This window comes from Dyadobacter sp. HNCC25DJ183 (assembly GCF_056895175.1).
Window position 1 is genome coordinate 412765 of record NZ_JBXHAP010000002.1, and the last position, 14474, is coordinate 427238.

At 47.0% G+C, this 14474-nt stretch carries 9 protein-coding genes; 1 reads left to right on the forward strand and 8 read right to left on the reverse strand.

Going from position 1 to position 14474, the window contains the following annotated elements; all coding sequences use genetic code 11:
* Positions 1-18: 18 nt before the first annotated feature.
* The 4 genes from AC1XTG_RS05740 to AC1XTG_RS05755 form a co-directional block, all read right to left on the reverse strand.
* Complete coding sequence (locus AC1XTG_RS05740; RefSeq protein WP_484841334.1) at positions 19-3012, reverse strand: SusC/RagA family TonB-linked outer membrane protein; 2994 nt, start codon at positions 3010-3012, stop codon at positions 19-21.
* 58 nt (positions 3013-3070) lie between these two features.
* Positions 3071-6589 carry a PVC-type heme-binding CxxCH protein gene (locus AC1XTG_RS05745; protein ID WP_484841335.1) on the reverse strand — a complete coding sequence of 1173 codons (3519 nt, stop codon included), beginning with the start codon at positions 6587-6589 and terminating at the stop codon, positions 3071-3073.
* A 374-nt stretch (positions 6590-6963) separates the two neighbouring features.
* Positions 6964-9123 (reverse strand): S9 family peptidase, encoded by a 2160-nt coding sequence (locus AC1XTG_RS05750; protein ID WP_484841336.1) that lies wholly within the window; start codon positions 9121-9123, stop codon positions 6964-6966.
* A gap of 502 nt (positions 9124-9625) precedes the next feature.
* The gene (locus AC1XTG_RS05755; RefSeq protein ID WP_157474537.1) at positions 9626-9784 is read right to left on the reverse strand and encodes a hypothetical protein; all 159 of its coding nucleotides are present in this window, start codon (positions 9782-9784) and stop codon (positions 9626-9628) included.
* Between the two features lie 305 nt (positions 9785-10089).
* Here AC1XTG_RS05755 and AC1XTG_RS05760 point away from each other — a divergent pair, with 305 nt between their 5' ends.
* Entirely contained in the window at positions 10090-10236 is a 147-nt protein-coding gene (locus tag AC1XTG_RS05760; RefSeq protein WP_157474540.1) for a hypothetical protein, read from the forward strand.
* 103 nt (positions 10237-10339) lie between these two features.
* Here AC1XTG_RS05760 and AC1XTG_RS05765 read toward each other — a convergent pair whose 3' ends face one another.
* From AC1XTG_RS05765 to AC1XTG_RS05780, 4 genes are all read right to left on the reverse strand, one after another.
* Positions 10340-11122, reverse strand: a complete 783-nt coding sequence (locus AC1XTG_RS05765) for a DUF1828 domain-containing protein (protein WP_484841337.1) — start codon at positions 11120-11122, stop codon at positions 10340-10342.
* 121 nt (positions 11123-11243) lie between these two features.
* The gene (locus tag AC1XTG_RS05770) at positions 11244-11618 is read right to left on the reverse strand and encodes a DUF6978 family protein (RefSeq protein ID WP_484841338.1); all 375 of its coding nucleotides are present in this window, start codon (positions 11616-11618) and stop codon (positions 11244-11246) included.
* Between the two features lie 103 nt (positions 11619-11721).
* A complete protein-coding gene (locus AC1XTG_RS05775) occupies positions 11722-13299 on the reverse strand; it encodes a glycoside hydrolase (protein ID WP_484841339.1) in 1578 nt (525 codons plus the stop codon).
* 1 nt (position 13300) lies between these two features.
* On the reverse strand, positions 13301-14458 hold the full coding sequence (locus tag AC1XTG_RS05780; RefSeq protein ID WP_484841340.1) for an NRAMP family divalent metal transporter: 1158 nt from the start codon (positions 14456-14458) through the stop codon (positions 13301-13303).
* Positions 14459-14474 lie beyond the last annotated feature (16 nt).

The following is a 14474-nucleotide window of genomic DNA, read 5'->3' on the forward strand; positions in this document are numbered from 1 at the left end:
TGTTTTCAAGATTTTGGATCAGAAGTTTACGCTAAGTCCAGCTGTGAAAGTGCGTGTTGTAGGGTACTTATCACGCTGGTCGCTGCCAGGGAAAAAGCCGGTCATGGATACACCCTCAGGGTCGATTCCCGAGTACTTGGTAATCGTAGCCAGGTTTAGTCCCGACACGAATACGCGTGCGTTTTTCATTCCTTTGATCAGGTTCACCGGCAAAGTATAGCCCAGTGTCACGTTGTCAATTTTCCAGTAATCACCTTTTTCAATGTAATTGGAAACATAAACCAGGTCACTGTTCAGCACTTTCCCGTCGATCGGATCGTAGGCGGTTTTGAGCATATTGTAAGCTTTGTTCCTTGGATTGTTGTAAAACATGCTCTGGAAATTCAGAATATCATATCCGAATGCGCCCCGCATATTCACAGCCAGGTCAAAGCTTTTGAAACGTACCGAGTTGTTCCAGCCCACAATGTGCTTTGGAATACCATTTCCATAATACTGACGGTCTTCCGGAGTTGCATTTGCGATCGGGATAATCTCTCCGTCTTTATTTTCGATCAGCCACGCGCCTTTATCATCCACACCTACCGATTTCCACACAAAAAACCGTCCGATCGGCTCGCCAACTTTCACCCGGTGCGTACTTACCTGAATCGGTTCGCCCGTATAACCCGCGTCGAAAAAGTCGTTTGCTGCTTCAAATTGATCGTTTGAAAGACTTACCAGCTTGTTCCTGTTGGTAGAATAAGTGATGCCGGTATTCCATTGCAGGTTCGCAGTTTGCACCGGTACAAGGTTCAAAAGAATTTCCATCCCATCGTTTTTCATCGTACCTGCATTGATCAGCATCGAGCTCGTCAGGTAAGGCGGAACCGGCACAGGGAAGTTGTAAAGCAGATCTTTCACCTTGCGGCTGTAAAAATCGATAGATCCATTGATCCTGTTTTTCATAAAACCAAAATCAATACCTGCATTCACCTCTTCCTTCTTCTCCCAGCGCAGATCTGGGTTGAAGTTACGGGCTGGGATAAATCCTGGAACCCATTTTCCACCAATGTATGCACCTTGTGCGCGGTCAAAATTATAGCTGATCTGCGACAGGTACGGCGCACTGGCAATCGTTCCCGTAACCCCGATACCCGCACGAAGCTTAATTTCATTCACACCTGAAAGTCCGGCCATGAAATTCTCCTTGCTGATCCGCCAGCCCACAGAAGCCGCCGGGAATGTACCCCATTGGTTGTTGATCCCGAACCGGGAAGAACCCTCGCGGCGCACACTCGCCATAAACAGGTATTTTTCGTCCAGACTGTAAGTCAAGCGGCCAAAGAAACCTGCCAGTTGCCATTTGTTCTTGGTACTTCCCATTCCAGCCTGGCCTTTTTGCAAAGCGCCACCTGCGCCGAGGTTGTTCCAGTCGTAAGCGTCAGTCGGGAAGTCCCAGTTGCTCGCGCTGAAAGCTTCGTAGGTTGCATCCTGCCAGCTGTAACCGCCAAGCAATGTAAAACGGTGTTTACCGAATGATTTGGCATAATTACCGGTCAATTCCAGCAGGTTTTCATTGTTTGCGTAAGTGCTGCGGTATGCGGTTGCGTTCTGGTTGCTCAATCGTGTCGCCGTATGGTTGAATGTCGTCGAGCCGCCTTCCAGGTTGCTGTTTTGTACATTGGAAACTAATAATTTGAAGTTCAGGTCAGCAATAGGTGCATAGTCCAGACTTCCGCTCATCCGCATTTCTTTGAACTTGGCATCGTAGTTTGACTCGTTGATCAGGGACACAGGGTTTTCATAGAAATACCCGTCGCGCTCCTGCCACCCGCCTGCTTCCGTTCTCACACGATCAGTTGGGTTACGGATGATCGCCTGGCGGTAAATGTATCCGTACGCTGCTTCATTGTCAGCCGGACTCACTGCGCCGCTCGTGTTCGTAATGCGGTTGATGATCTGAATGTTGGTTTTCAGTTTATTGTCAAACATCGCGTGGTTCAGGTCTGCGCGGCCGGTGAACCTGTTTTGTCCCGATCTCAAAAAGATACCTTCCCAGTTCCGGTAATTCACAGATCCTGTGAAGTTGGTCGTACTGTTTCCACCGAAAAATGTCAGGTTATGGTTGTGGCTGACCGGCTTTTGCATGATTTCGCCGAGCCAGTCGGTATTTCCGCCGTAATCTGTGTAATCGATTCCTTCACTGATTTTCTGGCGGTAATCGTTACCAGTCAGCAGCTCAGGTCTGCGTGCGATCGTCTGGATATTTACATAATTGGAATACTCCACAGTCGCCCGCGAGGTACCCCGGTTTTTCCTTGTGGTGATCAAAATTACCCCGCCGGTAGCGCGTGTTCCATAAATCGCCGCCGCCGATCCGTCTTTCAAAACGTCCACTGACTCAATATCCTCAGGCGCAACCGTATTCAAACCGCCCGGAATACCGTCGATCAAAACCAATGGATCTGAATTTCCATTGATCGAGTTAATACCCCTCAGATTGATCTGCGTATTCGAGCTGGGAGAGCCGCTGGGCGTGGTAATGCGCAAACCGGCCACTTTTCCCTGCACCAGTTGGGCCGCGTCGCGCACCGTTCCTTTGATGAAATCTTCTCTTTTAATACTCGCAACCGAGCTGGTCACGTCGCCTTTTTTCTGCGTTCCGTAACCAATCACGACTACTTCCGAAAGCTGTTTCTGATCTGGCGCCATTTCAATGCTCAACTCGCTCTGGTTGCCTACCACCAATTCCTGGCTTACATAACCAATGTAGCTCAGGATCAAAGTAGCTTCATCAGGAACGGTCAGTTTGAATTTTCCTTCGGTGTCTGTGGCTGTTCCAATGGAATTATTCCCTTTTACGATAACAGTCACACCCGGCAAAGGGTTTTTGTCCCCGGCGGATACGATCGTGCCCGAAATTTCACGTTCGGCAGCCAGCAGCTGACCGGATAATAGGCACACCAATGCAAGACTGCAAAGCAGCCGGCGCGGTATTTCCTGGATCAAGTTAGATAATAGTCTATTCATGTTTTTTGAGTTAGATGGTGGTTGAATTTTGAGGGGAAGTCTTCTTTTTCATAGGCTATTATTTTGTATTGTTCGCGACTACTTTCATAGTTCCATTCATGATCCGCCAGTGACCGGGCACAGTGCAGAGGTAAGGATATTCGCCCGGTTTTTCGGGAGCAATAAACACCAGCGTCACATTTCCTTCCGGACTCACGAGCTCCGTTGCATGCAGTACCTCGGGGATTTTGGGTACGTAATGCATTTCTATCGCATTGGATTCGCGGGCGAGCAGGTCAGCCGCTGCGCCTACTTTTTCCAGACTGCCCGGTGTAGTTACCAGCAGGTTATGCTGCATGAAATCAGGATTGGTAAACTGGATCGTTACTTTCTGGCCTGCTTTTACGGTGAAAGTCTTTTTGTCAAATTTCATTTCATGCTCGATCGTTTTGAGCTTGATCGTCACTGGCTCGCCGGTTCCTTTTCCTATCTCCTTCGCTTTTTCAGGTTTCAGCGCCGCTACTTTCTTGTCGTCGCTTTTCTTCCCGATCTGGTTCAGCTGCAAAGTACTCTCGATATCCAGCCAGCCTCTGAGCCTGAAATTCTCGCTATATTCCCCCACTCGGTTTTCGTCCCTCAAATCACGTCCGAGGCGGATTTCGTCTGGTGTAAATGGTTTGGTAAAAAGCCCGGCCGCTTTTCCTTTCACAGGCGTTTCATCTTCGATCGCGAGTGTTATTTCGCCGTTTTCTGAAAGCGTTGCGAATGCATTGAAACGTTCGTCAGGCAGCTTTTTGGTGGATGTGATCTGATAGGGTTTGCCATTTTGTTTTACCAAAAAATGCAATTTCCCATTCTCCATAAACAGACTGTAACCATTTTCCTTATTTCCCTGAGAAGCAACCACGCCTGAAAGTTCCTCGTCGGCTTTGGTAATAATCGCTTTGATCTGAATCTCTTTGTTGGCAATATCAGGCGGAAAAATGGGCGGCGACCAGAGGTTAAGTACATAAGTTTCCTGAACCAAACCCCGCTCAATGCGCGCAGTTAATGTGGAATCTTTGAGCTTTGCAGCCGCATTTTTAAAACCCGCTTCATGCTTGATCACGCCTGAAAAAATGGCTTGTGCCAGGTATTCATCCGCCGCATTTTCAGAATCCTGACCAGCCAGATAAAGCATTCTGCCGATCTCTTCCGAGGCAGGTAAATCCGTCAATGCGTGTACAGTTGCGAGGCGCACTTTCAGGTCGGGATCTTCCAGTGACCTGGTCCATTTTAATGCAGAAAGCGTTTTGTCGTTTCTTGGTAAAAGCTTCACTGCATTCTTGCGAACACCGGCCGCCGGGTGCCGAACTGCGCGCACCAAAGTGTGGTAAGCCGTCTCGTTCGTCTCGTAAGCGCCGAGTCCATCCAAAGTCCACAATGCATGCACAGCGGGACTGTTGAGGCCTATTTCGTCGACGGTCAGATCATTTACAATCTTCAAAAGCTCGGGAATCAATGCAGTTTGTTTCCCTTCGACTATCAGCCGCTGCGCAGTTGTGCGCCAAAACATATTGTCGTTTTTCAATGCAGCAACGAGACTGGCCGGATCATTTTTATCCAGTTTGACCGGTGAATAAGGTTTTGCTTTTTTATAAACGACCCTGTATATACGTCCGTGTTTATTGTCCCGGAGCGGATTGATATAAGCATTGCCTTTTCCATTCTCAAATCCTCGTGGAGTAGGGTTGTGCTGGATAATGAAGCTGTACCAGTCGGCCACCCAAACCGCGCCGTCGGGACCAACTTCTGCGTGAACAGGTGAGAACCATTCGTCGGAACTGGCGAGCAGATTGAAGCCATTTTTCTCTTTGTAACCCGCGCCTTTCGGGTTTAATCTTGCCTGATAAAGCAAGCGACCTGTCGGCTCGCAGACAAATGCAGTATTGTTCCAATAGGATTTCGGGAAATTGCGGGCGGTGTATAAATTATGTCCGGCGGCAGCTGTAAACCCGCCGTGAAAATCCACCTGGCGCAATGCAGGTGTGAGGTAATTCATATCATAATGCGAATCCAGCTTGTACACCGTATTCCCTGATCCGTCGGCTACCGAGCGTTTTACATATTCAAGCGGCATTGCAAAGTGCCCGCTGTAATTACCGTTTGCTGTTGAAATGAATACTTCGAAATCTTCCGAAAAACCGAGTCCCCAGGTGTTGTTGGAGGTGCGGCCGATGTATTCCAGGTTTTTTCCATTGGTATCAAAACGGTAAATCCCCTGACTGAAGTTGGTCGCTTTTCCATTCACATCACCCCGGTAACCCGCGTATCCCAAAACACCCCAAACCTTATTATCCAAGCCATATTTCAAATTCGATGGACCCGCATGCGTATCGCTCTTGCCCCAGCCGCTGATGATATTTTCACGAACATCGGCCTTGTCGTCTCCATTGGTATCTTTGAAGAAAATGAAATGCGGCGCCTGCGCTACGATCACACCGCCATTTGCAAAAGTGAGGCTGGTCGGGATATTCAGTCCGTCGGCAAAAACGGTAAACTTGTCCGCTTTTCCGTCGCCATTGGTATCCTCACAAATCTTGATCCGGTCTTTACCGGTACCTTCTTCATTGCGGATTTCGTTGGGGTAATCTTCCGTTTCAATGATCCACAACCTGCCTTTTTCATCCCAGGCCATCGCAATAGGTTTTACAATATCCGGCTCGGAAGCAAACAGTTGAAGGTCAAAATCAACAGGTACCTGGATCAGTTTCTGTGATTCAGCAGGGGATAGCGGCAGCTGAAATTTGGGTGCAGGATCGCGTCTTTCATAGTTGGGAACATCGGCGTCTTTAAACTCCATTACGGGCAATTTGAATTGTGCCAGACTTTCTTTCGCTTTGTCGTTCACAGCCCACATTACCCCGTTGGCAACCAGATCGTGGAAACCTTTTTGCTTCCAGGTACGCTTGTCGTGACCATAAGCAGTATAAAAAACACGTCCTTTTCCCTGCGTCCGCACCCACGTCCAGGGTTCGTGGTGATCGCCTTCAATGCGTTCCTGCAATACCTGAATTTCGGGGCTGATCTTGTGATGAACGTAAGTCTCGTCCCAGGTTTCAAACGGTTTCAAACCCGCCATAACCGGATGTTCCGGCTTAGTGATCGGAGCAGTGAAAGTTCCATACTTATGCGTATTAAACTGCGCCCCGACAGCTTTGATATACCAATCTGAATTCTGAAAACAGAAAGAAGCCGCATGCAGCGGAATCAATGCTTTTCCACCTTCCACAAAATCCTTCATAGCAGCTTCCTGCGCATTCGTGATCGTATTGTGATTGGCATAAATCATCAAACCGTCGTACTGGCTCAATGTTTCCGGGTTCAGATCATTGAGGTCGGAAGTATAAGTGAGGTTAATGCCTTTCTGAAAAAGCGGCAGGGAAAGCATTGGAAAGAACTTTTCCGAGAAATGATGCCGGCTATCGTGGCCGAGAATTAAAATCTCAATCCTGCGGCCCTCTGCCGAAGAAGTCACAGATTTGTTACCTGAACCTGGCTTCTTGGCACAGCCGCCGAGAATGATAAAGCAAATGAAGAGTAGTAAAAGGTTTTTCATGATTAATGGGTTTTATTGATAGCGATAGTGCACGAGGCATCTCGCATTTTGCTTCGACCGCCCGGCAGTCGAAGGGCCAAGCACAATGCTGCATCCAGCGGTACTTTGTAGCGTGGTCGCCATTTGCTTCGACTGCGCTCAGCATGACAAGGCTGGTGAGCGCGACACTTTTGTCACCCTGTTTCCCCTTATTCGCCCCGAGCGCCCCTTTTGTCACCCTGAGCGCAGTCGAAGGGCAGGCACAATGCTAATAGCAACCGTACTTTGTAGCGTTATCGCCCTTTTGCTTCGACCGCCCGGCGGCCCGGTCCGCTCAGCATGACAAGGCTGGTGAGCGCTACACTTTTGTCACCCTGAGCGCGGTCGAAGGGCCGCTACTGCGTCACCGCAACCTTATTCCGCCCCGGTGGATCTACTTCCAGCAACTTCTTCACAAAAAAGTCCCGCTTCTTCCTTCTACCGTAAGTCCCGCCGTCGCTGTGCCCCATTCCTGGGATTGTCAGTAATTCAAAATCTTTATTCGCCTTGATCAATGCATCTGCCACTCGGTAAGTCGATTCGGGTGGTACGTTGGTGTCGGCTTCGCCTACGATCAGGAGCAGGTCTCCCTGCAATTTTGCTGCGTTGGTTACATTCGATTGTTCGTCGTAGTGCTTGCCCACGGGGTAGCCCATCCATTGTTCGTTCCACCATTGCTTGTCCACACGGTTGTCGTGGCAGCCACAGGCGGAAACTGCGGCGTCGTAAAATCCGGGGTGGAAAAGCAGAGCGCCCAATGAATTCTGGCCGCCCGCCGAGGTGCCGTAAACGCCCACTTTGGTAGAATCAATATAAGGATATTTGGCTGCCAGCGCCTTCATCCAGGCAATTCGATCGGGGAAACCGGCGTCGGCCAGGTTCTTCCAGCATACGTCGTGAAATGCCTTTGAACGGTTTGCTGTGCCCATTCCGTCCATTTGAACCACGATGAAGCCCAGCTCGGCCATACTCTGCATTTCACCATAATGCCTGAAAGCTTTGGGCACAAATGAATCCTGCGGGCCTGCATAAATGTTCTCGATGATCGGGTATTTTTGGTTCGGGTCGAATGTGCTTGGCCTGTACACAATCCCCCAGGTATCCGTTTTGCCGTCGCGCCCTTTTGCGCTGAAAATTTCGGGTAACTTGAAGCCCAGCGATAGATATTTCGAAATATCAGCCTCTTCCAACTTCATAACCAGCGACGCGTCGGAAGTTTTATGCAGCTCCATCACCGGCGGGCTCGTCATCGTTGAGTAAGTGTCAATATAATAGCTGCGATCCGGTGAGAAGGTAAGCAGGTGGTTGGCTTTGGCGTGGTTCGTAAGCTTCACCAGTCCTGTTCCGTCGAACTTAATGCGGTAATAATGCATGTGATATGGGTCTTCATCTGCATTCATTCCATTCGCCCTGAACCACACTTCGCGCTTTTGCGTATCAATGCTGTCAATATCGCGCACCACCCAGTCGCCTTTGGTGATCTGATTTTTGATTTTGCCTGATTTTTCGTCCACCAGGTACAAATGCCGCCAGCCGTCTTTTTCCGAAGACCAGATGATCTCGTGCTCCTTGGGCAGGTAATGTGTGTAAATAAGGTTTTGGTAAATGAATGTGTCGGTCTTCTCGTCGACGATATTTTTGGTATCGCCATTCGCTGCATTCACTTCAATTACCCTGAAACGCTGATGCCCGCGGTCTACTTTTTCGTAGGTAAAATGTTGCGGATCGCCTTCCCGCCAGCGGATGACCGGCACATTGAAGAAATCGATCTTTTCGGATTTTACCTTGGTCAGCGCTTTGCTTTTTGTATTGATCACGAACATTTCGTAGCTCGTAAATTCATCACCAGGCTGTGCGTAACCCCGCGTTTTCACTTCGCCTCTTGTTGTATTTGGGAGTGAAGAAAGAATGTAGCTTACCTCTCTTTCTTCTTGTTTATCAATTCGATAGCAAACAATATACTGTCCATCGGGCGACCAGCTTAACTCGCCGAATGGTCGCAGCGGATTACCTTCGTAAGTGAGCTGTTTTGCATCTTTTCCGCCGGTAGTGCCGAGGTAAATGTTTCCATTCAGGACAAATGCTTTCTGCTTTTTGTCAGGTGAAACACTGTCAGCGCGGAAAGGCCGCCACCTGCTCGATTGTCTTGTCCAGCCAATTTCCTTTGGCTCCTCAATGGCAGGTTTTTCGATCTTTTTGGCAGTGTTTTCTTTGCTGTCGTAGGCGTACCATTTGTTGTCAGCTTGTATGTAGATCGTGTTTTTTGTATTGTCGAAACGTAAACCCTGCAGCAACAACTTTTCCGCAGAAAAGGTAGTATCAGCCGCTTTTGAAAGCGCTTTTGCTACTTTCTCATTCTCAAATGCCTTTGTTTTTTTGCCTTTTACCGCATCAACGTATATGTACTCCGTCAGGCTGTCTTTCAGGATATTCCTGTACCAGAATGATTTTCCGTCGGCTTGCCAGCCAGGCTGAATGCTGGTTTTCAGCACCGAGCCCTTTGTGAGAGAATCCATCAATTCCATATGCTTGTATGCCTTAGAAATTTCCTCCCGGGTTGGCTTGTAAGCCGGTAATTGGGCATGAGCAACGTGCGCTAGTAAACACAGCGTAGCCAAAGTTCTGACCTTTCCTATATAAAGATTAAAGAAGCTCATTTACAGTATTTTACAAGGTTTTAGGATTGTAAAGACAATAGCAGATCTGTCTGCCTTTTTGGGCAGAATACGGACTGTTTAAACTTTAAAACACGAATTGCTCTTATTGTCTATATGTAAAATTAGACCTAACCCTGATGATAAACTTGGTAGAAATTAGCGGCTTTTTTACCGATATTAACTTAAATCAAGCTGAGCTTTGGCATTCGAGGCAATTTGGAGGATTATATTTGGTGGATTTAGTGGATGGGCGAATTAAAGATGGAGTTATGACAATGTTATTCAGACCTCAATCAGATCCTGATAGGTTTGAACAAGTATTTTGGCGATTGTTTGAGTTCATACCCCGTATAGTCAAACTTCAAGGTACGATGAAGGACTTGTTGTTCCTGCTTCTTGTTTCCAGTTCAGCAGGGGAAAGCCGTTTACCCGTGGTGAGTTCCGGTGTCAATTTCGTGCTTTTAACTTTGTCAAGATACTCCCATTTGAGTCTTTCGCCTTTTGAGGGTGGGGTTTTCATGCTAGTGTTGTGATTACGTATTAACTGTTAATTGTTTGAAATTTAGTCGAATATAGCAAAAGCAGAATAGCCGTCCATCTTGAATCGAATAATTTTTAACCCTTTGATCAACCCTTTTTTGCATTATTCGCCAAAGATGCTAAGTTCATTGCGTCCAAATCTTCCTGAGCACGGCTAATGGTGTAATCAGTTTTACAAACATTACTATACTATCATGGACAAACTTCAAAATCCGAACAACCGCCAATCAGCCGCAGAGGCGCTTCTTGCCAACTACGTGAACAGACCTCATCAAACTCGAAAGAATGCACCACGATATTGTCCTGCGGTACTTTCACCCGGGAAACGGCTGGAATCCGAGTCCCGAAGATAAAATGGAGGTACTGTATACTACGGAGATCATCAATATGCTTTTGCGGGATCTTTGGGAGTATGGGAGGAAGGGGTTGTAAATGCAAGAAGGCGCAATGCAACATTGCGCCTTCTTCGATATTGTTTGATGTTTTACGTATCCAATCTTGTACTAATAGAATCCTCTTCAGCAGTTTCAATGAATTAAGCGACGAACTTCAAAATGTTGTCAGGTTGAAGCCGTTCACTCCATACAATTACGTCGGCATTCTTTGATTTGAGGGCTTCCAAAAATTCGCCTCTCACAAGTTTTTCTTCGTCGTTAATCACTGCGATTGCGGTTACGTTTTTCTTGCTTACCTTTTCTCTGATTGGCTTTATGTCGTCCCAACTAAAAAGGAAGCTACTTAAAGTCTGTTTATTAATTGTATTAAAAGACTTTATGACAATCTCGTTATCCCTTCCGGCAATTTGAAAGTCGAACATGAATTCTAATCCTGTGGATCCTTTGGTGATAAAATCGGGAGTGTAAATAATATTCTGCGCATCCAGAAAAGTTCGTACATCTTCCTTGAAAATTGAAGTTACGTTTGGTTTAGAGAGCATATACAAATCATTCAACTCCATTATTGCAGACAGGAAGTTGTGTTTCTTTTGCGCGAAGTTTTGTTCTGTTGTTTCGGTAGTCAATTCATCATTATGTAATTGAATCCCATAGTTAAGTAAAATTCTTTCAGCAATGTTTCTTCTCTCACCAACTCTGTTAACAGCAGCTCCCACCAATTCAAGATTTTGAAAAGTATCCCCATTGTCCGAAAGCAATATTTTTTGCCCTACTTTCTGAGCGTACATTTCGATGGTATCATTGAAAAGTCCAATGAACGGAGTTTGTATTGCGACCCATTCTGTTCGTTCATCAGGAATCACTACAGTTTTACTCTTCAGCCAGCCGTAATAATCATTTATCAGTGTGTTTGCCCAAGTCATAGTAATAGCGAATTTTGAATGGTAATCGGAGTTACAATATTGATCTCATTGGCAAATGCAAAAACGGCGGCTGCAAAATCTATACTATTTTCCACTTGAGTAACAGGAAAATTGTCCACGCTTATCGAATTGCCCAGGCCAAATCTTTAAATCCTTCCACATAGATGTGCATGTGAGGTTCATTTTGAAAAAAGTGTCCAACATACGGTTTTACATGCTCAGGAACAAGGTCTGTGAGGGTTTCTGGATTCTTATGTCCGCCTTTATAATCGACTCTGAGTAAACCTTCTCTCAACTTATTCTCCTGATGATGCAAAGATATTTTGAAGGATATTTTTTTGTTTGATGTGATATCAAACAAGAATTCGTATTCCGGTTCATCCTGATTTGTTAATATAAGACGGCTTTTCTCCTCGTGGAGGTTTATAGTGACAGCTCCATTCTTCAAATTCTTCGGTAGACGTAACAGTTTAGTTGCTAATTCATTTGAAAACATAGGTCTCAATAGATAGATTGATAGTCACTATTCTGGGTGTTGAGATCGGTTTTATGTCAGTATCGAGTAGCTCATCCGCAATTTAGCAAGATTAATATCATTACTAGTTTTTCTCCAACACCACCGTCACCAGCCCCCGCGCAGGCAGCCGCACCCCTTTCTTCCAATCAATACCTTTCCCAAACTGCATATCCACTCCCTGTTCCGTAGTGGTGGTATAGCTTTCGAAACCTTTTTTCAACTTAAATCCGCTCAGATCCAACTTCAAATCACGCACGTTTTCGGTATAGTTGATCGCTACTAAAACAATCTGCTTCTCGCTGGCATATGCACTTACCATCACATCCTGCGCGATTTGGACGGTAGTTAAGTTGTCGTTTCGGGTTAGGTTTAGTCGTTGCATGCCCGGGCGGACGAAGCGGCTGTAATGGCCTAGTGCCCAGAGGTTTTTGGTGGCTGTTACGGTTCCGTTGATGTATTCTTTATCCGAAGGATTCAATGCGATGACATAGTATCTGGTGTCGAAATCAGGGCTGCCGGGTTCCCAGCTGTTCCAGAGCTGCCAGGCGGCTGCGTTGCCGTAGACGAGGTCGTCGTGGATTACTTTGGAAAGAAATAATGCGCAGTCAATGGCGGGGATTTTGCCTTTTTTACCTTCTTTATAACCGTCTGCGAGCATCGAATATTCAGTTTGCCAGAAGGTTACATTGTATTTGCGCGCGGTGTCTGCCACATGCTGGCGGATTGCAATGCGGGCGCTGTCGCCTTTGTCGGTGAAGTAGCTGTGGCCGCCGATGAGTCTGGGTAAATGTTTCAAATTCGTCAGCTGTGCCGGATTGACGGGATTGAAAAATGCCTGGATCTGTTGGGTTGCGTGACCGTTTCTACCATAAAGAAAATCCAGCTGGGCTGCTTCTGTGATCAGGATTTTAGAGGCTACGTTGTTTTTGGTCAATGCATGGTCGAGCTCGGTTGTAATTCTGGCGATATCCTCATTTTTCCACGGGGTACCTTCCTGTTTCGCCGGCGCTCCCACGGGGTGTGACCAGTCCCATTGTGGCTCATTGACCGGACTGATATAGTTGAAATGCAAACCTTCCTCATCGAAATGCTTCAAAACCGTCGCCAGGAATGTTGCGTAGGCTTCGTATTTGTCGGATTTAAGGTTATTTACATAGTCCTTCTCTGTTTTATAGCCAAGTCCATTCTTGGTAAATTGAACAGGAGGAGTGTTTGAGAATGCGATCAGATTTTCTACACCATATTCCTTTGCTTTTTTCGTAAACCACAAATAACCAGCTTGTTTGGTCCAGTCGTAAGTGCCGTCGGGATTCAGGAAGCTTTCAACTCGTTTGCGAAAATCACTGATTCCGCTGCTATCGCCTTGCTCGGCTGTACCGCCGCCTATATTGAAGCGCCAGGCCGATAAACCTATTCCTTTCGGATTTCCGCTTTTATCTTTTTCCTTACTAAAAAGCCACTCAGCCATTTTCTCGCGGTTTTCTGCGGGCCAGTTTTTACCGATACCTTCCGAAAACCACGCTCCGGCCGCACCGAAATTGTCAATCCGCTGCGCCGTTTTATTTGCATCAATTTTGATAACAAGTGGTTTTGGATTTTGGGAAAAAACAGGCGCACTGAGTAGTGAAATCGAAATAGCAAAAATCAGTTTTCGGAACATTTCAGAAAAGTTTAAAACCCATTGCCAGCAGCACGATCACAGCGAACCAGCCGGCAATTTGGAGAAAAAGGGAATGCTTATAAGTACTTACGAGCCGCGCTTTCCGACTTGCTACCAATAAAATGGACAATGCAACCGGCAGCACAAACCCATTCAGCGTGCCCACGAAAATGAGGACTTTTACCGGTCTGCCTAGCAATAGAAATATCACTGTCGAAATGAAAATAAAAATAATGGTAAGCCACGTGTGGTATTTTTCAAAAGCCGGATGAAACGAGCGCACGAAGGAGACCGAAGTGTAAGCTGCGCCTACCACCGAAGTAATCGCCGCGCACCAGATCATCAACCCGAATAACTGTCGCCCGAAGCTGCCGGCCGCAGTTTCGAAGACGGAAGCGGTCGGATTGTCGGGATTGATATTCGCTCCGGTCATTACAATACCCAGCGTCGCCAGAAATAGCAGATATCGAATTACAGCAGTGACCAGAATGCCAGTCGAGGCACTTCGATTAACAAGCGGAAGATCCTTTTCGCCACGCAAACCAGCATCGAGCAGCCGGTGCGCGCCTGCAAAAGAAATGTAGCCGCCCACTGTCCCGCCTACGAGGGTTAATGTGGAAATGGAGTCAAATTGAGTTGGAATGAAAGTGTGGGTAAAAGCCTCTCCAAGCGGTGGGTGCGAGGTAAATGCTACGTAAAGGATCAGCAAAATCATGACAAAACCCAACAACCTGGCGAAGGTATCCATTGCTTTTCCGGCTTCTTTGAAAAGGAAAATCCCAATCGCGATCGCCGCGCTGACTGTCGTACCCACCTCAACCGGAATACCCGTCATGGCTTCAATCCCAAGTCCTGCGCCGGCTACATTACCGATGTTAAAAGCCAGTCCGCCCACGACGATCAGCAGCGCGAGCAGGTAGCCTAAGCCTGGGAAAAGTTCATTGGCAAGATCCTGTGCGCGCTTTCCGGATACTATGATGATTTGCCAGATATTGTATTGAACACAGAGATCGATAATTACCGAAATCAGGATTACGAAGCCAAAACTGCTGGTGAGTTGCTGGGTGAACACGGTAGTCTGCGTCAGAAAGCCTGGTCCGACGGCCGAGGTGGCCATTAAGAATGCTGCGCCGAGAAGTTTGCTTTTTGTGTTTTCCATTGTTTTGTTGCCACGA

Bases quoted from the DNA above. Each gene is read 5' to 3' on its own strand.
- AC1XTG_RS05740 (WP_484841334.1), bottom strand. From the start codon at position 3,012: ATGAATAGACTATTATCTAACTTGATCCAGGAAATACCGCGCCGGCTG.
- AC1XTG_RS05745 (WP_484841335.1), bottom strand. From the start codon at position 6,589: ATGAAAAACCTTTTACTACTCTTCATTTGCTTTATCATTCTCGGCGGC.
- AC1XTG_RS05750 (WP_484841336.1), bottom strand. From the start codon at position 9,123: ATGGATTCTCTCACAAAGGGCTCGGTGCTGAAAACCAGCATTCAGCCT.
- AC1XTG_RS05755 (WP_157474537.1), bottom strand. From the start codon at position 9,784: ATGAAAACCCCACCCTCAAAAGGCGAAAGACTCAAATGGGAGTATCTT.
- AC1XTG_RS05760 (WP_157474540.1), top strand. From the start codon at position 10,090: ATGCACCACGATATTGTCCTGCGGTACTTTCACCCGGGAAACGGCTGG.
- AC1XTG_RS05765 (WP_484841337.1), bottom strand. From the start codon at position 11,122: ATGACTTGGGCAAACACACTGATAAATGATTATTACGGCTGGCTGAAG.
- AC1XTG_RS05770 (WP_484841338.1), bottom strand. From the start codon at position 11,618: ATGTTTTCAAATGAATTAGCAACTAAACTGTTACGTCTACCGAAGAAT.
- AC1XTG_RS05775 (WP_484841339.1), bottom strand. From the start codon at position 13,299: ATGTTCCGAAAACTGATTTTTGCTATTTCGATTTCACTACTCAGTGCG.
- AC1XTG_RS05780 (WP_484841340.1), bottom strand. From the start codon at position 14,458: ATGGAAAACACAAAAAGCAAACTTCTCGGCGCAGCATTCTTAATGGCC.